General features: G+C 69.3%; 19 protein-coding genes. 8 read left to right on the top strand and 11 right to left on the bottom strand.

Features of this window, described 5'->3' with window-relative positions:
* Positions 1 to 40: 40 nt before the first annotated feature.
* The 6 genes from AUV07_RS04620 to AUV07_RS04595 all read right to left on the bottom strand — a co-directional run bounded on the left by AUV07_RS04620 (position 41) and on the right by AUV07_RS04595 (position 5,317).
* A complete protein-coding gene (locus AUV07_RS04620; protein ID WP_062634256.1) occupies positions 41 to 388 on the bottom strand; it encodes an HIT domain-containing protein in 348 nt (115 codons plus the stop codon).
* A 37-nt stretch (positions 389 to 425) separates the two neighbouring features.
* Positions 426 to 1,154: a 16S rRNA (uracil(1498)-N(3))-methyltransferase gene (locus tag AUV07_RS04615; RefSeq protein ID WP_062634255.1), complete on the bottom strand. Its 729-nt coding sequence runs from the start codon at positions 1,152 to 1,154 to the stop codon at positions 426 to 428.
* 2 nt (positions 1,155 to 1,156) lie between these two features.
* Positions 1,157 to 2,269 (bottom strand): molecular chaperone DnaJ, encoded by a 1,113-nt coding sequence (gene dnaJ, locus AUV07_RS04610; RefSeq protein WP_025103692.1) that lies wholly within the window; start codon positions 2,267 to 2,269, stop codon positions 1,157 to 1,159.
* Between the two features lie 36 nt (positions 2,270 to 2,305).
* Positions 2,306 to 3,337: a heat-inducible transcriptional repressor HrcA gene (gene hrcA, locus AUV07_RS04605; protein ID WP_025103693.1), complete on the bottom strand. Its 1,032-nt coding sequence runs from the start codon at positions 3,335 to 3,337 to the stop codon at positions 2,306 to 2,308.
* A 109-nt stretch (positions 3,338 to 3,446) separates the two neighbouring features.
* Entirely contained in the window at positions 3,447 to 4,664 is a 1,218-nt protein-coding gene (hemW, locus tag AUV07_RS04600) for a radical SAM family heme chaperone HemW (protein ID WP_062634253.1), read from the bottom strand.
* The gene (locus tag AUV07_RS04595; RefSeq protein ID WP_025103695.1) at positions 4,664 to 5,317 is read right to left on the bottom strand and encodes a DUF1990 family protein; all 654 of its coding nucleotides are present in this window, start codon (positions 5,315 to 5,317) and stop codon (positions 4,664 to 4,666) included. The genes hemW and AUV07_RS04595 overlap by 1 nt, the downstream gene beginning before the upstream one ends.
* 186 nt (positions 5,318 to 5,503) lie before the next feature.
* On the opposite strand from AUV07_RS04595, the gene AUV07_RS04590 reads away from it, so the two are divergent.
* Positions 5,504 to 5,824: a GIY-YIG nuclease family protein gene (locus tag AUV07_RS04590; protein ID WP_062634251.1), complete on the top strand. Its 321-nt coding sequence runs from the start codon at positions 5,504 to 5,506 to the stop codon at positions 5,822 to 5,824.
* 57 nt (positions 5,825 to 5,881) lie between these two features.
* Here AUV07_RS04590 and lepA read toward each other — a convergent pair whose 3' ends face one another.
* Positions 5,882 to 7,750 (bottom strand): translation elongation factor 4, encoded by a 1,869-nt coding sequence (gene lepA / locus AUV07_RS04585; RefSeq protein WP_062634249.1) that lies wholly within the window; start codon positions 7,748 to 7,750, stop codon positions 5,882 to 5,884.
* 242 nt (positions 7,751 to 7,992) lie between these two features.
* Between lepA and AUV07_RS04580 the strand changes: the two genes are divergently transcribed.
* From AUV07_RS04580 to AUV07_RS04560, 5 genes are all read left to right on the top strand, one after another.
* Entirely contained in the window at positions 7,993 to 8,976 is a 984-nt protein-coding gene (locus AUV07_RS04580) for an ABC transporter permease (protein ID WP_025103697.1), read from the top strand.
* Between the two features lies 1 nt (position 8,977).
* Entirely contained in the window at positions 8,978 to 9,916 is a 939-nt protein-coding gene (locus AUV07_RS04575) for an ABC transporter permease (protein ID WP_062634247.1), read from the top strand.
* Complete coding sequence (locus AUV07_RS04570) at positions 9,913 to 11,841, top strand: ABC transporter ATP-binding protein (RefSeq protein WP_062634245.1); 1,929 nt, start codon at positions 9,913 to 9,915, stop codon at positions 11,839 to 11,841. Before AUV07_RS04575 ends, AUV07_RS04570 begins: the two co-directional genes overlap by 4 nt.
* Before the next feature lie 129 nt (positions 11,842 to 11,970).
* The gene (locus tag AUV07_RS04565; protein WP_062634243.1) at positions 11,971 to 13,686 is read left to right on the top strand and encodes an ABC transporter family substrate-binding protein; all 1,716 of its coding nucleotides are present in this window, start codon (positions 11,971 to 11,973) and stop codon (positions 13,684 to 13,686) included.
* 75 nt (positions 13,687 to 13,761) lie between these two features.
* On the top strand, positions 13,762 to 14,493 hold the full coding sequence (locus AUV07_RS04560; protein WP_062634241.1) for an alpha/beta fold hydrolase: 732 nt from the start codon (positions 13,762 to 13,764) through the stop codon (positions 14,491 to 14,493).
* Here the strand turns inward: AUV07_RS04560 and AUV07_RS04555 are convergent.
* Both AUV07_RS04555 and AUV07_RS04550 read right to left on the bottom strand, forming a co-directional pair.
* On the bottom strand, positions 14,485 to 15,723 hold the full coding sequence (locus tag AUV07_RS04555; RefSeq protein ID WP_062634239.1) for an MFS transporter: 1,239 nt from the start codon (positions 15,721 to 15,723) through the stop codon (positions 14,485 to 14,487). The genes AUV07_RS04560 and AUV07_RS04555 overlap by 9 nt on opposite strands.
* Entirely contained in the window at positions 15,720 to 17,093 is a 1,374-nt protein-coding gene (locus AUV07_RS04550) for a glycoside hydrolase family 1 protein (RefSeq protein WP_062634237.1), read from the bottom strand. Before AUV07_RS04550 ends, AUV07_RS04555 begins: the two co-directional genes overlap by 4 nt.
* Positions 17,094 to 17,313: 220 nt before the next feature.
* On the opposite strand from AUV07_RS04550, the gene rpsT reads away from it, so the two are divergent.
* Positions 17,314 to 17,574 carry a 30S ribosomal protein S20 gene (gene rpsT, locus AUV07_RS04545; protein WP_025103704.1) on the top strand — a complete coding sequence of 87 codons (261 nt, stop codon included), beginning with the start codon at positions 17,314 to 17,316 and terminating at the stop codon, positions 17,572 to 17,574.
* A 68-nt stretch (positions 17,575 to 17,642) separates the two neighbouring features.
* On the opposite strand, the gene holA is transcribed toward rpsT, so the two are convergent.
* Entirely contained in the window at positions 17,643 to 18,680 is a 1,038-nt protein-coding gene (holA, locus tag AUV07_RS04540; protein ID WP_025103705.1) for a DNA polymerase III subunit delta, read from the bottom strand.
* Between the two features lie 251 nt (positions 18,681 to 18,931).
* On the opposite strand from holA, the gene AUV07_RS04535 reads away from it, so the two are divergent.
* The gene (locus AUV07_RS04535) at positions 18,932 to 19,498 is read left to right on the top strand and encodes a DUF5067 domain-containing protein (RefSeq protein ID WP_082802853.1); all 567 of its coding nucleotides are present in this window, start codon (positions 18,932 to 18,934) and stop codon (positions 19,496 to 19,498) included.
* Between the two features lie 88 nt (positions 19,499 to 19,586).
* On the opposite strand, the gene AUV07_RS04530 is transcribed toward AUV07_RS04535, so the two are convergent.
* The gene (locus AUV07_RS04530) at positions 19,587 to 21,995 is read right to left on the bottom strand and encodes a ComEC/Rec2 family competence protein (protein WP_082802852.1); all 2,409 of its coding nucleotides are present in this window, start codon (positions 21,993 to 21,995) and stop codon (positions 19,587 to 19,589) included.
* Positions 21,996 to 22,033 lie beyond the last annotated feature (38 nt).

The raw sequence follows: 22,033 nt of genomic DNA, 5'->3' as shown, positions 1-22,033 counted from the left end.
GCCGTCGGCGTAGAGCCGTTCGGTGACGTTTTCCTGATCGTCAGAAGCCAACGAGCTTGTTCTCCTCGAGGTTGCCGAGCACATGGGCGTGCACGTGGAAGACGGACTGCGCGACGCTCGCGCCGTTGTTGAAGATGAGGCGGTACTCGCCGTTGGCGTGTTCCTCCGCGATGCGCTTGGCGGCGGCGACCATCTCGGCCAGCAGCGCGGGATCCCCGGCCGCGAGCTCGGTCACGTCGCGGTACTCCTCGGTCTTGGGGATGACGAGCACATGGAGCGGCGCCTGCGGATCGATGTCGCGGATCGCGAAGACGCGGCCCATGTCGAGCAGGATCTCCCCGGGGATGTCCCCGGTGAGGATGCGCGTGAAGATCGAGGGTTCGCTCATGCTCTCAGCTTACTGGGGGGACGCGCGGTGCGGCCGGTCACCAGCGCCCGAGGGCCGCGGACAGCACGGCGATGGCCGCGGGGCCCGCCGTGGACGTGCGCAGCACGGTGTCGCCGAGCAGCACGCGTTCGGCGCCCGCGGCCGTGAGCTTCTCCAGCTCCTCCGGAGCGATCCCGCCCTCCGGACCCACCACGAGCACGAGGTCACGGTCATCCAGCACCAGGGCGGAGAGCCGCACGGGCGCGGTCGGGTCGAGCAGGAGCACGCGCTGCGTCGCCGCGCGGGTCGCGAGCTGTGCGGTCGTCTCCGGGGCGGCCACCTCGGGTACCCAGGCACGGTGCGCCTGCTTCGCGGCCTCGCGGACGATCGTCGCCCAGCGCTCGCGTCCCTTCACCGCCTTCGGCCCCTCCCAGCGCGACACGCTGCGACCCGCCTGCCACGGCACGACCTCGTCGACGCCGAGTTCGCACGCGGCCTGCACGGCGAGCTCGTCGCGGTCGCCCTTCGCGAGCGCCTGCACGAGCACGAGGCGTGGGCTCGCCGGCTCGTGCTCGACGCGCGCGGTGATCCGGACGTCGACGCGCGACGGCGACACCGCTTCGGCCACGCCGGTCAGCCAGATGCCCCGACCGTCACCGACCGTGACGGCCTCGCCGACGCGCAGCCGCCGGACGACGGCCGCATGCTTCGCCTCGGCCCCGGTCAGGGAGACGAGGCCGCCCACCGCGGCATCACCCGCGGATTCGACGAGGAAGTGCAGCGCCACGATCAGTGGGCGCGGAACCGGTCGCGCAGCTTGGAGAACAGGCCCTGCTGGAACTGCGCGAGCTGCGGGCCCGGCGCCTTGTTCTTCTTGGCGAAGTCCTCGATGAGCTTGCGCTGCGCGGAGTCGAGCTTGGTGGGGGTGACCACCTGCACGCCGACGCGGAGGTCGCCGCGCTGGGTGCCGCGCAGCGGCGTGATGCCTCGGCCCTTGATGGTCAGCACGTCACCGGACTGCACGCCGGCGCGGATCTCCAGGTCGACCTCCCCGTCGAGTCCCTCGATCGAGGTCTCGGTGCCGAGGATGGCGTCGGTCATGGACACCTCGAGCGTGGCGAGCAGGTCGTCGCCGTCACGGCTGAAGGCGGGGTGCGGGTTGACCGTGACCTCCACGTAGAGGTCGCCGTTCGGGCCGCCCGCGCGGCCGACCTCGCCAGAGCCGGGGAGCTGCAGCCGCAGTCCGGTCTCGACGCCCGCCGGGATGTCGAGGGACACCGTGCGGCGCGAGCGGACGCGTCCCTGCCCGCCACAGGTGCCGCAGGGGTACGGGATGGTCGTGCCGTAGCCCTCGCAGGTGCCGCACGGCTGGGAGGTGACGACGTTGCCGAGAAGGCTCCGCACCTGACGCTGCACGTGCCCCGTGCCGCCGCAGATGTCGCAGGTGACGGGCGACGTGCCCTCCTGGCAGCACGAGCCCTGACAGGTCTCGCAGAGCACGGCCGTGTCGACCTCGATGTCGCGGTGCGCACCGAAGACCACATCGCCGAGGTCGAGGGTGACCCGGACGAGCGCGTCCTGACCGCGCTCTCGCCGCGATCGCGGACGGGCGCCGCGTCCGCCACCCTGTGACGCGCCGAAGAACGTCTCGAAGATGTCGCCGAAGCCTCCGAAGCCTCCGAAGTTGTTCGCGCCGTCACCGCCGCCCATGTCGTACCGGCGGCGCGACTCCTCGTCGCTGAGCACGTCGTAGGCGTGCGTGACGAGCTTGAACTTCTCCGCAGCCTCCTCCCCCGGATTCACGTCCGGGTGGAGCTGCCGTGCCAGGCGCCGATACGCCTTCTTGATCTCGTCGGTGGAAGCGTCCCGGGACACCCCGAGAACCTCGTAGTGGTCCGCCACAATCGCCTTTCTGCGTGTGATTTCCGTGGGGCCGCGTCAGCGGCCGGCCTCGTCGTCGTCGAGCATGCGCGACAGGTAGCGGGCGACCGCCCGCGCTGCCGCGAGGTTGCTCGGATAGTCCATCCGCGTCGGTCCCATGACGCCGACCCGCGCGGTCCCCGAAGGCGCCGCGTAGTTGCTGGCGACGATCGACGCCTCGCCGAGCCCGAAGGAGGCGTTCTCGGTGCCGATGCTCGCCGCGAGGCCGTGCTCGTCCGGCACCATCTCGCTCATCAGCCGCAGCAGCGTGACCTGCTCCTCGATGGCCTCGAGGAGGGGGTGGATGCTGCCGCGGAAGTCCTGTTCGCGCCGCGCCAGGGTCGCCGCTCCGGCCATCACGAGCCGCTCCTGCCGGAAGCCGCCGAGTTCGTCGATCACGACGCCGGCGAGGGTGCGGAGCACGCGATCCTGCGGCGTCTCCTCCGTGGCGAGCAGCGCCTGAAGCCGGTCGGAGGCCGCCGCGATCGCCTGCCCGGTGATGAGGGCGGAAAGTCGCGCGCGCAGCACGGCGAGGTCGGCCTCGTCGATCGCGTCCGGCAGAGCGGTGATCCGCTGCGACACCCCACCGGCGTCCGTCACCAGCACCGTGAGGAGCCGGTTGGGGGCCAGCGTCACGAGCTCCACGTGGGTCACGTGCGCCCGCGCGAACGACGGATACTGCGCCAGCGCGACCTGGCCGGTGAGCTGCGTGAGGACGCGGACGGTCCGGACCATCAGGTCGTCGAGGTCGGCCGGGTCGGCGAGGAACGACTCGATGGCGGAACGCTGTGCGGTGGAGAGAGGACGGAGCTGGGCGAGGTGATTGACGAACACCCGGTAGCCCTTGTCCGTCGGGACGCGCCCGGACGACGTGTGCGGAGCCGTGATCAGCTCCTCGTCCTCCAGCTGCGCCATGTCGTTGCGGATGGTCGCGGCCGAGACCCCGAACGAGTGCCGGTCGACGATGGAACGGCTGCCCACGGGCTCGTGCGTCTCGACGTAGTCCTGCACGATCGCGCGGAGGACCTGCAGCCCTCGCTCTGTGACCATGGCTTCCCCTTCCCGCCGACCGGATGCTGGCACTCTGCTGCCCTGAGTGCCAATCCTACCTCCTGCGACCGGGAGATCTCCGAAGGCGGGGCAGCGCCGGTGGAGCCGCTCAATCCGTCAGTTCGCGCACGACGGCGTCGGCGAGGAGGCGGCCGCGGAGCGTGAGCTGCACGCGCCCGCGGATCGCCGCCGGCGCGTCGATGAGCCCGTCGGCGATGAGGCCGGCGATGCGGTCGCGGTTCTGCTCCGGGACGTCGGTCACCGCGATCCCCTCACGGATGCGGCTGAGGAGGAGGATGCGCTCCAGGGTCCGCGCCTCCGGGTCCGGACGTTCGCGCCCGGCCGCCGGCGAGGACGAGGCCGCCAGCCGCTGCGCGTAGGCCGCCGGGTGCTTGACGTTCCACCACCGGAGTCCGGCGACGTGGCTGTGGGCGCCGGGGCCGAAGCCCCACCAGTCGCTCCCCCGCCAGTACGCGAGGTTGTGCCGCGACCGCTGCCCTTCGCTGCGGGCCCAGTTGCTGACCTCGTACCACTCGAACCCGGCGGCGGCGAGGCGCTCGTCCGCCAGCTCGTACATGTCCGCCTGCAGGTCGTCGTCCGGGGTCGGCACCTCACCGCGACGGATCTGTCGCGCGAGCTTCGTGCCGTCCTCGATGATGAGGGCATACGCGGAGACGTGGTCGGACTCCAGGGCGAGGGCGGCGTCGAGCGAGGCCTCCCAGTCGGCGAGGCTCTCCCCCGGTGCGCCGTAGATGAGGTCGACGCTGACCGCGAGTCCTGCCCCCTTCGCCGCGGCGACGGCGGTGCGGACGTTCTCGGGGCGGTGCGTCCGGTCGAGCGCGGCGAGGACGTGCGGGACGGCGGACTGCATGCCGATGGACAGCCTCGTGACCCCCGCCTCGGCGAGGATGCGCGCGACCTCCGGGGTCACCGTGTCGGGGTTGGCCTCGACCGTGACCTCGGCGCCCGGTGCGAGTCCGAACGCCGCGGTGGCCGCTCCCAGCATGCGGGCGAGGTCTCCCGCGGGAAGCAGCGTGGGCGTGCCGCCGCCGAAGAACACCGTGTCCATCGGGCGCAGCGCTCCGGCCTCGTCCAGCACCGTACGCGCGAGGGCGATCTCGCCGATGAGGGTGGACGCGTAGTCCTCCTGCTTCGCGCCGCGCAGCTCGCCGGACGTGTACGTGTTGAAGTCGCAGTAGCCGCAGCGCACCCGGCAGAACGGGATGTGCAGGTAGGCGGAAAACGGCGTCTCGGCGGAGATCGGAAGGTCTGCGGGGAGACGCCCATCCGCGGGCGCCGGATCCCCGAGCGGAAGTGGTCCCGCCATCACACCGGGGTCGCGTAGAGCGGGGAGATCGCGCGGAGGTAGCGCGCGAAGAGCTCGCGACGGCGGCGTTTCATCAGGGCGGGGACGAGCCGATAGAGCAGCGTGTTCGGGGCGTCGAAAGCCCGGACCGTGAACCAGACCTCGTCGTTGTCCTCTCGCCAGTCCACGTCGAACGACTCCTCGCCGCTCACGACGGAGCCCCCGACCGTGCCCAGTACGAAGCCGATCCGCCGGGTCTCCTCGGTGACGGAGATCACGCGCAGCTCGGAGTCGGCGCGCATGCCGCCGACCCGTCCACGGAGGTGGAGCGTCATGCCCGCGCCTACGAAGGGCATCCCCTCCGCGTCGTAGCGCGGCTCCACATCCCGCTTGCTCGGCGCGATGGGATTGCCCTCGGCGTCGAAGCTCACGCCCGCATAGGCGGGGCCGGGAGCAGGGCGGACGTCTTCGACGGAGAGTCCAGCCGCACGCTGCGCCGTCCACGACAGCAGGGCTTCGCCGGCCGTCTGAAAACGCTCCTCGCCACTGCCGATCCGCCAGGATTCCTCCGCCGGGATGCTGCGCTCGGGCGGGTACTGCATCAGATCGGGGGCGTGGGTCGCACCCACGGCCGCATAGTCCACCGTGTCGTCTCGGAAAGTCCCGCGCCGCATGAGATCCAGCCTACTTCGGGTTCCCTGAGCGAACACCCCCCGCGCCGCACGCCGTCACATCCTTGCCCCCTGACGCTGGGTCCCTGAGCCCGTCGAAGGGCTCCTCCACAACGGTGGGTCCCTGAGCTTGTCGAAGGGATTCCTCACGCCCCGGGAAACCGCACGCCCCTCCGCCATGATGGCCCGATGCCATGGACCTACATCCTCGAATGCCGTGACGGCAGCTTCTACACGGGCAGCACGAACGGCGACCTCGAAGCCCGCATCTGGGAGCACAACCACGACGACGCGTTCGCCGCGAACTTCACCCGGAGACGCAGGCCCGCGGCTCTGGTCTACGCGGAGCGCTTCGACACCGTCGACGCGGCCTTCTTCCGGGAGAAGCAGATCCAGGGATGGAGTCGTCGGAAGAAGATCGCACTGATCGAGAGTCGGTGGGAGGACCTCCCGTCATTGTCGAGGTCGTACGGTGCGCTTCGACAAGCTCAGCGACCCAACGACGGCTGACCGCTTCGACAAGCTCAGCGACCCAACGTGGATCGACGGGCTCAGCGACCCAGCGTGCTACTTCTTGTCCTTGGTCTCGACGTCGCCAGAGAGCGCGGCGATGAACGCCTCCTGGGGGACCTCGACGCGGCCCACCATCTTCATGCGCTTCTTGCCCTCCTTCTGCTTCTCGAGGAGCTTGCGCTTGCGGGTGATGTCACCGCCGTAGCACTTGGCGAGCACGTCCTTGCGGATCGCGCGGATCGTCTCCCGGGCGATGATGCGCGCACCGATCGCGGCCTGGATCGGCACCTCGAACTGCTGGCGAGGGATGAGCTTGCGCAGCCGCTCCGCCATCATCGTGCCGTAGGCGTAGGCCTTGTCCCGGTGCACGATCGAGCTGAACGCGTCGACCTTCTCGCCCTGCAGGAGGATGTCGACCTTGACCAGGTCGGCCTCCTGCTGTCCCGACGGCTCGTAGTCCAGGGAGGCGTAGCCCTGCGTCTTGGACTTGAGCTGGTCGAAGAAGTCGAACACGATCTCGCCGAGGGGCATGTTGTAGCGCAGCTCGACGCGCTCCTCGGAGAAGTACTCCATGCCCAGCAGCGTGCCGCGCCGCGACTGGCACAGCTCCATGACGGTGCCGACGTAGTCCTTGGGCAGCAGGATCGCCGCCTTCACCATCGGCTCCGACACCGAGCCGATACGCCCGTCCGGGTACTCGCTCGGGTTCGTCACGGTCACCGTCTCGCCGGTGTCGCTCGTCACGACCTCGTAGATCACGCTCGGGGCCGTGGTGATGAGGTCGAGGCCGAACTCCCGCGAAAGACGCTCGGTCACGATCTCCAGGTGCAGCAGGCCGAGGAAGCCGCAGCGGAACCCGAAGCCGAGCGCCACGGAGGTCTCCGGCTCGTACTGCAGCGAGGCGTCGGAGAGCTTGAGCTTGTCCAGCGCCTCGCGCAGTTCCGCGTAGTCGCTGCCGTCGATCGGGTAGATGCCCGAGAAGACCATCGGCTTGGGGTCCGTGTAGCCGGGAAGCGCCTCCGCCGCGGGCTTGCGCGCGTTCGTGATCGTGTCGCCGACCTTCGACTGCCGCACGTCCTTCACGCCGGTGATGAGGTAGCCCACCTCGCCGACGCCGAGTCCCTTGGTCGGAGTGGGCTCCGGGCTCGACACGCCGACCTCGAGGGCCTCGTGGTTCGCCCCGGTGGACATCATCTGGATGCGCTCGCGGGGCGAGAGGCTGCCGTCGACCATCCGCACGTAGGTGACGACGCCGCGGTAGGCGTCGTACACGGAGTCGAAGATCATGGCCCGCGCGGGTGCGTCCGCATCCCCCACCGGAGCCGGGATCTCCTCGACGATCCGGTCGAGGAGATCCTCGACCCCCATGCCGGTCTTCCCTGACACACGCAGCACGTCCTCCGGCTTGCCGCCGATGAGCGAGGCGAGCTCCTTCGCGTACTTCTCGGGGTCTGCGGCGGGGAGGTCGATCTTGTTGAGGACGGGGATGATGTGGAGGGCGTTCTCCAGCGCCAGGTAGAGGTTGGCCAGCGTCTGGGCCTCGATGCCCTGCGCCGCGTCGACGAGGAGGATGGCACCCTCGCACGCGGCCAGCGACCGCGACACCTCATAGGTGAAGTCCACGTGACCCGGTGTGTCGATCATGTTGAGCGCGAAGACCTCGTCCGGGCCCTGCGCCTGCCCCAGAGCCCACGGCATCCGCACCGCCTGGCTCTTGATCGTGATGCCGCGCTCCCGCTCGATGTCCATCCGGTCGAGGTACTGGGCGCGCATGTCCCGCTCCGCGACCACGCCGGTGATCTGGAGCATGCGGTCGGCCAGGGTCGACTTGCCGTGGTCGATGTGGGCGATGATGCAGAAATTGCGGATCTGCGCAGCCGGCGTCGCGGCAGGCTGAAGCGGGGTGAGAGCGCGTGGGGACATGTCCCGTCGATTGTACGGTGAGGGCCCTCATAATCCCCATTCGTGCGTATCGGTGATAGTCTCCCGAAGTTGCCCGGGATCAATCCGTGACACCGGATCCCGTAAGCGATACGACTCCGTCACAGACTCCGTGAAGGCTGTCGCGTCGCGCGGAACGGCGGATGAAACCCGATCATCCGCCCGGCTCAGCGTTGCGTCGGCAGACCCCGAGCGCGTCTGGAGAAGAGAAAGACAAATCCCCCTTGATCAAGTACCTCGCGCGCCGTGCCCTCGGCTGGCTGCTCATGATCGTGGTCGCGACGAACCTCACCTACTTCCTCGCGTGGGGCTTCCTCGATCCGCGCAGCAACTACGTGGGTCGTCGCCCTCCGCTCACCGAAGAGCAGATCGTGAACACCCTCGCTCCCCGCAACCTGAGCGACACCGTCCCGCTCATCGAGCGGTGGTGGACGTGGCTCACCGGCATCCTGCTCCGCTGGGACTGGGGCGTGAGCCCGACGGGCGGATCCGTCAACGAGCAGGTGGCCTACCGCATGTGGGTCAGCGCGGAGCTCGTCCTCGGTGCGACGATCCTCACGACGGTCCTCGGCATCGCGCTCGGCGTGTACACCGCGTCTCGGCAGTACAAGCTCGCCGACCGCATCGGCCAGGCGACGAGCATCATCACCCTGAACATCCCGATCGTCGTCGCGGCCTTCGCGATCGTCCTCCTCGCGATCGGCCTGAACAACGCCACCGGCACTCGCATCTTCTACGTGACCGGTAACGCCAGCCAAGGGGTCGAGGGCTTCTTCCCCACCCTCATAGACGTGCTGCAACACCTGACGCTGCCGACGATCGCGCTCGTGCTCACGGGGTATGCCAGTATCCACTTCCTGCAGCGGTCGCTCCTGCTGGACAACATCAACGCCGATTACGTCCGCACGGCCCGTGCGAAGGGCCTGACCAAGCAGCAGGCCATCCGCAAGCACGCGCTGCGCACATCGCTCATCCCTGTGGCCACGCAGGTCGCCTTCACCATCCCCGCGATCTTCACCGGCGCGGTGCTGACGGAGACGATCTTCGCGTGGAACGGCATGGGCCGGTACTTCATCGAGACCATCACCAAGAACGACATCCACGGAACCGTCGCGATCGCCGCCTTCGGTGCGGTCCTCACGGCGATCGGCGCCATCCTCGCCGACATCGCCGTCGTCGTCCTCGACCCGCGCGTGAGAGTGAGCTGACATGAGCACCGACATGCTCGACCCGACCATCCACCCGGAGCCGGAGACCGCCGGTCCCGAGACCACGCGCGTCGCCACCAAGCGCCTGTCGAAGTGGACGCTGTACTGGCGGCGCTTCTCCCGCAACCGCGGAGCCCTCATCGGCCTCGTGATCTTCGTGCTCCTGGTTCTCTTCGCCATCCTCGGGCCCTTCATCGCTCGGTACGACCACATCGAGCTCGACTTCCTGAACCTCAGCACGCCCCCGTCGGCAGAGCACTGGTTCGGCACGAACAACGCCGGAAACGACCTCTTCGCCCAGGTCGCCGTGGGCCTGCAGCGGTCGCTCATGATCGCCATCACCGTCTCCGTCGGCGTCACGATCGTCTCGGCACTCGTCGGCACGGCCGCGGCCTACTTCGGCGGCTGGACCGAGCGCATCTCGCTCCTGGTCATCCACTTCATGATGGTGATCCCGAGCTTCCTCATCCTCGCGATGATCTCCAACAAGGCCGGCGGCGACTGGCGGGTCATCGCGCTCATCATGATCTTCGTGATCGGGTGGTACTTCCCCGCTCGTGTCATCTGGACCATGGCGCTGTCGCTTCGTGAGCGCGAGTACGTCAGTGCCGCCCGCTACATGGGCGTCGGCGGCATGCGCATCGTGCTCCGCCACCTGCTTCCCAACATCGGCTCCCTCCTCGTCATCAACTTCACCCTCGGCGTCGTCAACGCCGTGGTGACGGAGACCGGCCTGTCCTTCCTCGGCTTCGGCGTCAAGATCCCCGACGTCTCGCTCGGTGCCCTCATCGGCGCCGGATCGAGCTCGCTGACCACGTCGCCCTGGCTGTTCTACTTCCCGGCGGCGGCGCTGACCCTGCTCACCGTGTCGATGGCGCTGATCGCCGACGGCCTGCGCGACGCCCTCGATCCCACTTCGGCTGCTGGAGGCCGCGCATGACCAACGTCCTCTCCGTCCGCGACCTCAAGGTCAGCTTCGCCTCCGAAGCCGGCCGCGTCGACGCCGTCCGCGGGGTCTCCTTCGACCTCGAGGCCGGCAAGACCCTCGGGATCGTCGGCGAGTCCGGCTCCGGCAAGTCGGTGACGTCGCTCGCCATCATGGGGCTCCTCGATGAGAACGCCAAGGTGACCGGCTCGATCATGTACGACGGGCAGGAGCTCGTCGGCATGACCGACAAGCAGCTGTCGGTCATTCGCGGCAACGGCATGTCGATGGTCTTCCAGGACCCGCTGACCTCGCTCACGCCGGTCTACACGGTCGGCGACCAGCTCATCGAGGCCCTCACGGTCCACCGCGGCCTGTCGAAGAAGGACGCCTGGGACCGTTCCGTCGAGCTGCTCAAGCTCGTCGGCATCACCGAGCCCGAGCGCCGGATGAAGTCCTTCCCGCACGAGTTCTCCGGAGGCATGCGGCAGCGTGTCGTCATCGCCATCGCGATGGCCAACAACCCGAAGCTCATCATCTGCGACGAGCCCACCACGGCCCTCGACGTCACCATCCAGGCACAGATCCTCGACCTCATCGAGAAGGCGCAGGATGAGACCGGCGCCGCCGTGATCATGATCACGCACGACATGGGCGTGGTCGCCCGCACCGCCGACGACGTGCTCGTGATGTACGCCGGCAAGCCCGTGGAGCACGCCCCCGTGCGCGAGCTGTTCCACAAGACCCGCATGCCGTACTCGATCGGCCTGCTGGGCGCCATCCCCCGCGTGGACAAGGCCGAGAAGGAGCCGCTCACCCCCATCAAGGGCAATCCGCCGCTGCTCATCGACCTGCCGGACGCCTGCCCGTTCGCCGACCGGTGCCCGATCGTCATGGACGCCTGCCGCGCCAAGGAGCCTGAGCTGCTCCCCGTCCCGACGGGATCCGGCGACCTGCACCAGGCCGCGTGCATCCGCGCCCACGAGATCGAGGACGGCGGCCTTCTCGGCGGACTTCCCGTCTACCCGGTGCGCCCCGTGCCGGAGAGCGACCTCACGCGGTCCCCGCGCGAGGAGCGGCCGATCACGCTCGAGGTCAAGAACCTCCGCAAGACCTTCCCCTTGCTGAAGGGCGCCTTCCTGAAGCGCAAGGTCGGCGAGGTCCAGGCGATCAAGGGCATCAGCTTCGACGTGCGCGAGGGCGAGACGATGGCCATCGTCGGCGAGTCGGGCTCGGGGAAGACGACGACGCTGCTGCAGATCATGGACATGGTCAAGCAGACCGATGGTGACATCGTCATCGCCGGCACCAGTGTCAACGACATCCACAGCCGCAAGGTCGAGCGCGCCCTGCGCCGCGACATCCAGATCGTCTTCCAGGACCCGATGGGCGCCCTCGACCCGCGCATGACCGTCGCGGACATCATCTCGGAGCCGCTGTTCGCGATCGGCACGCCGAAGGAGGAGGCGCACCGGCGCGTGGACGAGCTCATGGACCTCGTCGGCCTCAACCCCGCGCACAGCGACCGCTTCCCGCAGGCGTTCTCCGGCGGTCAGCGGCAGCGGATCGGCATCGCCCGCGCCCTGTCGACGAACCCGAAGATCGTCGTGCTCGACGAGCCGGTCTCCGCGCTCGACGTGTCGATCCAGGCCGGCGTCATCAACCTGCTCGACGAGCTCAAGACCAAGCTCGGGCTGTCCTACCTCTTCGTCGCGCACGACCTCTCGGTGGTCCGTCACATCGCCGACCGGGTGGCTGTGATGTACCTCGGCGAGTTCGTGGAGCACGGCGATGTGGACCAGGTCTTCGACGACCCGCAGCACCCGTACACGAAGGCGCTGCTGTCGGCGATCCCGGTGCCGGATCCCGACATCGAGCGCACCCGCGAGCGGGTCGTCTTCGATGCCGACACGATGTCCACGAAGCCCGCTTCCGTCTGAATCGAGGCAGGCGGAGCCCTCGGTCACCGTCCGATAACGGTTAGGCGGCATTCACCGTCACGCGGTGTACCGGGATAAAGCGCGAACTAGTCTTCCCCTTATGAAACGCCGAAAGGCGAAAGGAGCACCATGAAGAACAAGAAGTTGCTGGGGGCGGTCGCGGTCGGCGGCGCCCTCGCACTCGCCCTCGCGGGTTGCGCGAGCGGTTCCGGGAACAACGGCGGCGGAGACAACGGCGGCGAGAAGGTCGAGACCAAGACCGCCGACTACAACCCGCAGGACCGCAGCAACCTCCAGGAGGGTGGCGAGGTCAACTTCCCCATCAACGAGATCCCGGAGCAGCTCAACGCCTTCAACGGCGACGGCAGCGCCGACACGGTCCGCCTGTGGTCGTGGTACATGCCGCAGATCCTCCTCGTCTCGCCGGAGGGCGAGGTCACGAAGAACGACGCCTACCTCGACACGTACGAGATCGGCGAGAAGGATGGCAACACCACCATCACCTTCACGTTCACGGACGAGGCGCACTTCAACGACGGCACGGACATGGACTGGACGGCCGTCGATGCGACGTGGAAGGCCAACCGCTCCTACGAAGAGGGTTTCACCCCCAACGCGACCGACGGCTACAAGCAGATCAAGTCCGTCGAGCAGGGCGACACCGCGAAGACCGCCGTCGTGACGTTCGACGGTATCTACGCCTGGCCGTCCATGGCCTTCCTCACGGGTGGGGTGCTGCACCCGGCAGCAGCTGACCCGACCGTGTTCAACGAGGGCTTCATCGGAAACATGCACCCGGAGTGGGGTGCGGGTCCCTACACCGTCGACACGTTCGACGCCAACGGCGGCTTCGTCTCGTTCAAGCCGAACCCCGAGTGGTGGGGCAACGCGCCGCTGCTCGACTCGGTCACCTTCACGGCCATGGAGCCGGACGCCGCGGTCAACGCCTTCAAGAACGGCGAGATCGACATGGTGGGCGCCAACACCAACGACCGCCTCAAGCAGGTGCAGGACGTCGAGGACACCACCGTCCGTCGTGCGCAGCAGACCGCCAAGACGATCCTCATGGTCGACGCCGACAAGCCGCAGTTCGAGGACATCGACGTGCGCAAGGCCTTCTTCCTGGGCGTGAACATCGACCAGCAGAAGCAGATCGCATGGAACGGCCTCGGCTATGACGAGCCGGTCGCCGGTTCGCTGAACCTGTACTCGTTCCAGGATGGCTACGAGGACTCGTTCGCCACCGCCGGCCTGAAGCACGACGTCGACGCGGCCAAGAAGCTGCTCGACGACGCCGGCTGGACCGAGGGCGAGGACGGCATCCGCGAGAAGGATGGCGAGAAGCTCTCCGTCACCTTCCCGGTCTTCGGTGAGGACCCCACGCTCGAGGCGCTCGCGAAGTCGCTGCAGGCGCAGCAGAAGGAGATCGGCATCGACCTGAAGATCGATGTCCGCGCTTCGGCCGACTTCTCGAACGACCTCACCTCGAAGAACTGGGACGTCGTGTCGCTGCGCTTCACGGACTCCGATCCGTTCGGCCCGGCCTGGTTCTGCCAGCTCTACTGCTCGGACAGCCAGCTGAACCTCTCGAGCACGAGCACCCCGGAGATCGACAAGCAGATCGCCGACGAGGTCGAGAGCCAGAAGGACGCCGAGTCCTGGACCTCCGCCGCGATGGAGCTCGAGCCGAAGATCGTCGAAGAGACGTGGGGCGTCATCCCGCTGTACAGCGGCCCCTCGATCTACGTGGTCAAGAACGGCCTGGCGAACCTCACGCCGGAGCCCTACGTCGGCCTCGACCTGTTCGGCGTCACGCCGATCGAGAACGTCGGCTGGGAGAAGTAACATCCTCTGACACATCTCGTGTCGAAGCGGGGTCGGTGGTCCATCCACCGGCCCCGCTTTCCTTATGCTGAAGGCGTGACCGTCCAGACCGTCCTCGTGCACGGCATCCGCACGTCGTCCACCATGTGGCGGTCGCAGATCGAGTACCTGGAGGCGCACGGGCATCCCGTCACCGCCGTCGACCTCCCCGGCCACGGCAGCCGGATGGACGAGGACTTCACCCTCCACGAGGCGCTGCACACGATCGACGCCGCCGTCCGCGCCGCGGCCGAGACGGGCCCCGTGCTGCTCGTCGGCCACTCCATGGGCGGGCTGCTCTCGCTCGCGTACACCGGTGGCGCAGAGCCTCCGCCCGTCGACGGACTCGTCGCCGCCGCGTGCACCTCGCTCCCCCGCGGCGCGGGGTTGCGCGCGTACCGACTGTTCGCCCGGGCCGTCGACTCCCTGCCCGACCGCGGCATGTGGCTGACGCAGCGCATGCTCGCCGCGACGATCCCCGAGGAGAATCGCGGCGACTTCGCCGCCGGCGGGTACGCCCTCGACGTCCAGGACCAGACGCTCCGCAGCCTCGCCGCCCTGGATGTGGCGGCCGCGGTCCCCCGCATCCAGGTGCCCCTCTGGTTCGTGAACGGCCAGTACGATCAGCTCCGGCTGAACGAACCCCTGTTCCGGCGCCTGGCCCCGGAGGCGGAGCTCATCGTCGTACCACGGACCACGCACCTGATCACGGCCATGCGCCCGCGGGTGTTCAACGCCGTCCTCTCCCTCGCGATCGCGACGATCGAGCAGCGCACGGCGTCACGCTGAAAGCACCCGGGGCCGCGCGGCGCCGGTGAGCGCTCCGCCGACGAGCGACAGGACGGCTGCCGCGAGGAAGACGAGCCAGAACCCGCCGGCCAGCGCGACGAGCCCCGCCCCCAGCACGGGACCGATGAGCTGTCCGAGGGCGGCGGTCACGTTTACGATGCCGAGATCGCGCGCGTGATCCTGCTCATCCGGGAGGAGATCGGCCGCGAACGCGAGGCCCACCGTCGAGAAGGCGCCGTAGCCGACGCCCATGAGCGCGGCGGCGACCATCGTCATCTCGAAGGTCGGCGCGGCGACGATCACCACACCCGACGCCGCCTGCACGATCGTGGCCCCCACGGCGAGCCGGCGCCGCTCCCCTGTGCGGTCGGAGATGATCCCGGTGATCACGGAGGCGAGCACCACGAAGACCGTGTAGACGACGATCAGCAGGAGGAGGTTGTCCTGTGCGGTCGTGCTCTCCTGTCCGAGACCGTGGAGGAGGAAGAAGAGGAACAGCGCCGTGCCGAGGGCGTTGCCGATATTCGTGACGAGCCGGCCCGAGAGCATCCAGGCGAAGTCGCGGTCGCGGAGCGACGCCAGGCGGGGCCGCCCGATGCGCGGGGGACGCAGCGCCTCCGTGCTCGGGGGGTCCGACAGCAGCAGCGCCGCCGCGACGCCCACCACCGCGATGATGCCTGCGAGGAGCAGATACCCGGCGACGATGCCGAGGCCGAGCAGCACGACGAGTCCGACCCCGAGCACGATGCCGACCGCCTGGCTCGACCCGACCGCGGCGGAAGCGGCACCGCGCTGCGTCGTCGGGAGCTGGTCGGCGATGAGCGCGGTGAACGCGGCGGAGGAGACGGCGACGCCGATCGAGACGCCGACCCAGCCGGCGCCGATCGCCCACGGGCCGTCGGCGAATCCGGTGAAGACGAGACAGACGGCCGTGAGCGCGACCCCTCCCAGAGCCCACGGCCGCCGCCGGTGCGCGCCGGCGCGGGCGCGGTCCGAGAGCGCCCCGGCGAGCGGCCCGGCGACGACGCCGGCGAGACCACCCACTCCGAGCACGATCCCGGAGGAGACGACGCCGCGGATCCAGTCGTCCTCGGGAGTGTCGAGCTGCAGCGGCAGGAGGAGCTGGACCGGTGTGAGCTGGACGGTCCAGATCGCGAGCCAGGAGAGAGTGAACAACGACATCCAGCGCAGGCCCGCTCGGCGGGTGCCGAGGCCCGGGGTCGCGCTCATGCGCGTGCCGCCTCGGCGTCCCTGGCCGCGCGAGCACCCGCGATGAGGTCGCGATACCAACCGTAGGAGGCCTTCGGGGTGCGCTCCCCCGTGGAGAAGTCCACGTGCACGAGGCCGAACCGCTGCGTGTAGCCGTCCGTCCACTCCCAGTTGTCGAGCAGCGACCAGACCGTGTATTCCTCGACGGGGACGCCGGCGCCGATGGCCTCGCCCACCGCGTCGATGTGCGCGGAGAGGTAGGCGATCCGGTCGGCGTCCTCCACGGGGCCGGCGACGTCGGGCTCCGGGAAGGACGCCCCGTTCTCCCCGATGATGATCGGAGGCATGCTCGGGTGGCGGCGGTGCAGATCGATCAGGAAGTCGCGCAGGGCGGACGGCATGATCGGCCACTCGGGACCGAACCCGGTGACGGGCACTCCGGGAGTCGGAACGATCTCGAACGGGATCTCATCCTCGGCGGCGGCGGCGGTGACCGTGGTCGGGTTGTAGAAGTTCACCCCGTAGAAGTCGATCGATCCCGCGATACGTGCGAGATCGTCTCCGAGGACGGGCAGCGGCGGGAGCCCGAGCGCCTCCAGGTCTGGTGTCGTCCCGGAGAGCAGCGGCTCGCTGAACAGCCGGTTGTGCAGGAGGTCGTACACCGCGGCCGCGGTCTGATCCTCCTCGCTGTCCCGCAGCGGCAGGACCCCGGTGTGGTTGTTGACGAGTCCCACGCTCACCGCGCCACGGGCATGCAGCGCCTCGGCGGCTCGGGAATGGGCGAGCAGCTGATGGTGCACGGTCGGAAGCGCACCGCAGAGGAGCTGCCTGCCGGGTGCGAGCGCGCCGACGGCGTAGCCCTGCAGAGTGGTCATCGCGGGCTCGTTCAAGGTGTACCAGGACGACACCCGGTCTCCGAGGCGGGCGGCGACGAGGGCGGCGTACTCGCCGAAGCGCTCGGCGGTGTCGCGGGCCAGCCAGCCACCGTCGGCCTCGACCGCGCTTGGCAGCTCCCAGTGATAGAGGGTCGGGAACGGGGTGATTCCGGCCTCCAGCAGGCCATCGACGACGCGGGCGTAGTGGTCCAGCGCCGCGACGTTCCCGGGGCCGCGTCCATCCGGCTGCACGCGCGCCCAGGGGATCGAGAACCGATACCGATCGAGCCCGAGACCGGCCACCAGGGCGACGTCATCCGCCACGCGGCGATAGCTGTCGCAGGCCGGCTCCGCCGTCGAGCCGTCCCGGATGCGTCCGGGCTTGGCGATCTCGTCGTCCCAGATCGACCGGCCCGCGCCGTCGGCACGGCGGGAGCCCTCGATCTGGACGGACGAGGTGGCGGCGGACCAGCGGAGCCGCGCACGCGCGGCCGGGTCGGTGCTGAGGGGGGTCATCGGGCTCCTGACGTCGTCGTCGTTGTGGATGATTCTGCACCCGGTCCCACCTCCCGCGCGACGGCGTCTCGCCCGAGTGGCGTCGTTTCGCACGATCCCGCCCGGTACTGGTAGACTCGACTCTTGGCTTGCGTGTGGGTTCTTCCCTCACGACCGCCGTGCAGCAGCCCTCTTCTGCTGCCGGCACTCCGAATCACTCCTGTACAGAAAGCGTCCACACGTGGCAAACATCAAGTCGCAGATCAAGCGCAACAAGACCAACGAGAAGGCTCACGAGCGCAACAAGGCCGTGAAGAGCGAGCTGAAGACTCTCGTCCGCCAGACCCGCGAGGCCGTCGCCGCCGGCGACAAGGCCGCCGCCGAGAAGAGCCTGAAGAAGGCCTCGGTCAAGCTCGACAAGGCCGTCAGCAAGGGTGTCCTGCACAAGAACCAGGCATCGAACCGCAAGTCGGCGATCGCCAAGCAGGTCTCGGCTCTCTGAGCTTCCGACTTCCGGAAAGCCCGTCTCCTCGTGAGGCGGGCTTTCTGCTTTCCCGGGAGGCGGGAGCCCTAGCCCCCGAACGGCTCACGGGTGGCGATGACCGTCACCATGCGCTCGAGCGCGAAGATGGGGTCGCGCGCCGCGCCCTTGACCTCGGCGTCGGCGCGCGCGGTCGCCTGGATCGCCATCCCCAGGGAGCGCTCGTTCCAGCCCGCCAGGTCGCGACGCGCGCGGTCGACCTGCCAGTCCTTCATCCCGAGGCGCTGGGCGAGCTGCCTGCTGGGCTCACGGTTGCCGGCGACGCGCGCCATCGTGCGCAGCTTCATCGCGAACGCGGCGACCATCGGCACCGGGTCCGCGCCGGAGGACAGGGCATGACGGAGCGCCACGAGAGCCTCGCCGTAGCGACCCGCGATGGCGGTGTCGGCGACGACGAATGCCGACACCTCGACCCGGCCGCCGTAGTACTTCGTGACGACCTCTTCGGTGATGTCGCCCTCGACGTCGCCGATGAGCTGCTGACAGGCGGCGGCGAGCTCGGTGAGGTCGTCGGCGAAGGCCGAGACGAGCGCTCGGAGTGCCGGCGGAGCGATGCGTTTCTTGGCCGCCTTGAACTCCCCCGCCGCGAAGTCGACCCGGTCGCCGTCGCGCTTGATGGCGGGGCACGCGATCTCGATCCCGCCACCCGTCCCCGCGCGCAGCGCATCGAGGAGCTTCTTCCCGCGGACGCTGGCGCCCGTATGGCGGAGCACGACCGTGGCCCCCTCCTGCGGGTTCTCCAGGTACCCGATGGCCTCCTGGAGGAACGCGTCAGAGCACTTCTCCACGCCGGACACGCGGACCAGGCGCGGCTCTCCGAACAGCGACGGCGAGGTCAGGGAGAGCAGCGTGCCGGGCGCGTAGTCGTCGGCACGCACGTCGCTGACCTCGAGCGCCGGATCCTCCGCACGGAGGTAGTCGCGCACCCCGGCGATCGCGCGCTCGGCGCAGACCTCCTCCGGGCCCGAGACGAGCACCAGCGGCGCGGGATGCGGCTCCCGCCACGACACCTGCGGGATCTTCGTGGCCTTCGCGCCGCCGCGGGAGGGAGGACGGGAAGCTGCCATGGGACCAGCCTACCGGCGGCATCGGACACCGACTCAGGGCGGCGCGACGTCGGTCCAGACCCGGGGACTTGCGCCACCTCGAATCGTGTTCCGCCCGAGGTTGAGCCGGAGACGATGCGCCCCAAATGATGACGTGCTGATAACGATCGCCCGGCCCGCTCATCTGGCGATCTCTCACGCGTCCATCCGCCACTAGCGTGAGATTGCTGACGTCGCGTCAGCGATCACACTCACGCTTGGGGGACGCGCTGATGCGCCTGTCAAAAAACAACTTTGCTGTGCTCGCTCTGGTGACCACGGCACTCCTGCTCAGCAGCTGTTCGGCACCTGCGGCCGAGACGAAGCCTCAGACGACCACTGCGGTGTCGAGCGATGACACCGCGGACGAGTCGGAGACGACCACCGATGCATCGTTTGCCGACAACGTCCTCACCCTGCCCGAGTACACGATCACGATCACCGACACGAAGAAGATCGCCGTCGGCGAACCGGGCAACGAGTATGGCCAGAAGCCCGTCATCGCGTTCTGGTACGAAGTCACGAACAACTCCGATGACACGATCGATCCGTCCATGGCGTGGATCGGCACGTTCACCGCGATCCAAGACAATGACCCGAACGCCGTCAACGAGCTCGGCGTCGGAATGCTCCCGGACGAGCAGTTCCTCGACTCCCAGCTGCAGGACATCAAGAAGGGCGGCACTGTCGCCAACGCTGTTGCCTACGAGCTGGACGACGAGACCACTCCGGTGGAGCTTGTCGCCTCTAACGACCTCGGCATGACCGAGATCGGACGCGCAACGTTCACGCTGCAGTGACCCACTGAGCACGACACCGAACCGCTCCCGGCGCACGCCGGGAGCCGTTCGAAGTCACAAGCCAGGTGTGTTGCCTCGTGGATGACACTCAGGGTGGCGCGACGTCGGTCCAGACGCGGAGGGCATGGTCCTGGATGCCGAGCAGCGTGCGACCGTTGCGGTCGGTGCGGTACACGTGGGCGCCGAGAGCCGACAGCATCTCCAGGGTCTCCCGACGCGGGTGTCCGTAGTCGTTCCCCGCGCCGACCGTGATGAGCGCCGCGCTCGGATGCAGAGCCTCGTACAGAGCGGACTCCTGATCAGCGCTCCCGTGATGGGCGACCTTCACCACGTCGTACCCCGTCAGCGGTGTGCGGCGCAGCAGCGCGCGTTGCGGGGCCGCGGAGAGATCGCCGAGGAACAGGGCCCGCGGCACTCCTCCCCCGGCGAACTCAGTGACGACGCTCGCATCGTTGCCCGGCGGGAAGGCGACGCTGTCCTTCAGCGGCCAGAGCACCCGCCACGATGCTCCGCCGAGAGTACCCCGGTCTCCGCCTCCAACCGCGCGGAGGGCTGCGCCTGCCCGCGCCAGGCCGTCGAGCACGCGCGCATCGGCATCGTCGGCGGGTGGTCCGTGCAGCACCGTGCCCACTCGCCCTTCGAGCACGGCCGCACCCCCGACGTGGTCCGCGTCGAAATGCGTGAGCACGAGCAGGTCGATGCGATCGACGCTCAGCGAGCGGAGGCAGGCGTCGAGCGCCCCCGGGTCCGGACCGGTGTCGATGAGGGCGATCGCGTCGTCGGAACGGACGAGGAGGGCGTCTCCTTGGCCCACAGCGCAGACGGCGACCGCCCAATCCTGTGGCGTCCGCAGCGCGGCGAGCGGCCCGTCGATCAGCGCACGGGAGGCTCCGACAGCCGCGAGGACGATGAGGAGGGCGGCCGCCGCGCCGCGGACGATGGGGACCAGGCGGCCGGCAATGTGAGCCCGCCTCTGACGAGCCGGCTCTGCCTCCTGAGCCGCCGGCGCGGCGCGCTGGCGAGGGCGTCCGCAACAGCAGACGACCGCGATCGCGGCGCTCACCGCCGCGACCAGAACAGCGCTGACGACGCCCGCCGGCAACAGCACCTGCGCGCCCGGGAGCCCCGCGGTGACATGCGCGACCGTCGCGATCCACGCCGACGGCAGCCAGGCGGACGCGGCGAGCAGATCGGCGAGAAGCGGAAGAGCGGCGGTCAGACACGCAAGCAGCCCGATCACCGTCGCGAGCGGCGCGGCCGGCTCGGCGAGGAGGTTCGCGACGACCGAGACGAGCGACTGCTGCTCCGCGAACAGCGCGATCACGGGCGCGCACGCGAGCTGCGCCGCCAGAGGCACCGCGATCGCGAGGGCGAGCGGACGGGGCAGCCAGCGCGCGATGCCGTTCGCCAGCGCCGGGGCGAGGAGGATGAGTGCCCCGGAGGCCACGGCGGACAGCGCGAATCCCGGCGTCGATGCGAGCCAGGGATCAACGATGAGGAGAGCGGCCACGCATAGGGCCAAGATGCCGGCCCCAGCGCTCGGACGCCCGACGAGGATCGACAGCATGCCCGCGGCGGCCATCGTGGCGGCCCGGATGACGCTCGGCTCGGGCGTCACGAGCACCACGAAGGCGGCCAGCGCCACGATAGCGAGAACGACCCGCAACGCCCGTGCCCCTCCGCACAACGCGACGATCCCGAAGACCGCAGCGACGACGATCGCGCAGTTCGCCCCGGATACGGCGGTGAGGTGGCTGAGGCCGCTCGTGCGCATGTCGGCGTCGACTGCGGCAGGCACAGCGGTCGTGTCGCCCACGGCCAGCCCGGGAAGGAGGCCCGCACCGGGCTCCGGGAGTCGGGTGGCGCGCTCGACGAACGACCGGCGGAGGTCAGCAGCGAATCCGAAGACGCCCGGTGCAGACCGTTCCACCGCTCCCGCGGTGACGAAGACGACGAGGGCCGCCCGCTCCCCCGCATCCGTTTCCGCACTCTCTCCGGTCACCCGAACCTGCGCACCGAGGACGAACCCCTCCGCTTCCTCGATGCCGATGCGCACTGGACCGACCGCCGGCGCCACGGCCCCGGGCGCACCGATGCCCCGCAGCTGCACGTCCATCCACAGACGCCCATCGCGTCCCACGGACGCCGACGACGAGACTTCACCGACCGCTTCGACGGCTCTGCCTCCCCACGCGTGCACGGCGTCACGGTCCGCGGACTGTGCGAACACGGTGAACGCCACGGCCGCCGCCGTCGCGAGAACCACGATGGCCAGTCCCCCGATCGTCGCGACTGCGCGGCGCCGGATCGCGAGCGCGGCGCCGATGATCCCCGCGGCCGCCAGGCATCCACCCGCCACCCACCCCGCCGCTCCCGGCATGAACACGCAGACCAGGGCCACACCCCAGGCACCGACCGCCACCGGGAGCAGGCGCAGATCACGCGTCACGCCGATCCCCCGCTCGGAGCCCGGGGACGAACGCGGCAGCTCCTGCATCCGATCAAGCTAGAGTCGCGCCGACGCCCGCTCCGCCC

This window comes from Microbacterium sp. CH1 (genome assembly GCF_001595495.1).
In the GTDB taxonomy this organism is placed as follows: domain Bacteria; phylum Actinomycetota; class Actinomycetes; order Actinomycetales; family Microbacteriaceae; genus Microbacterium.
Note: the sequence above shows the minus strand (reverse complement) of the source record. Positions and strands in the feature narration are given on the sequence as shown.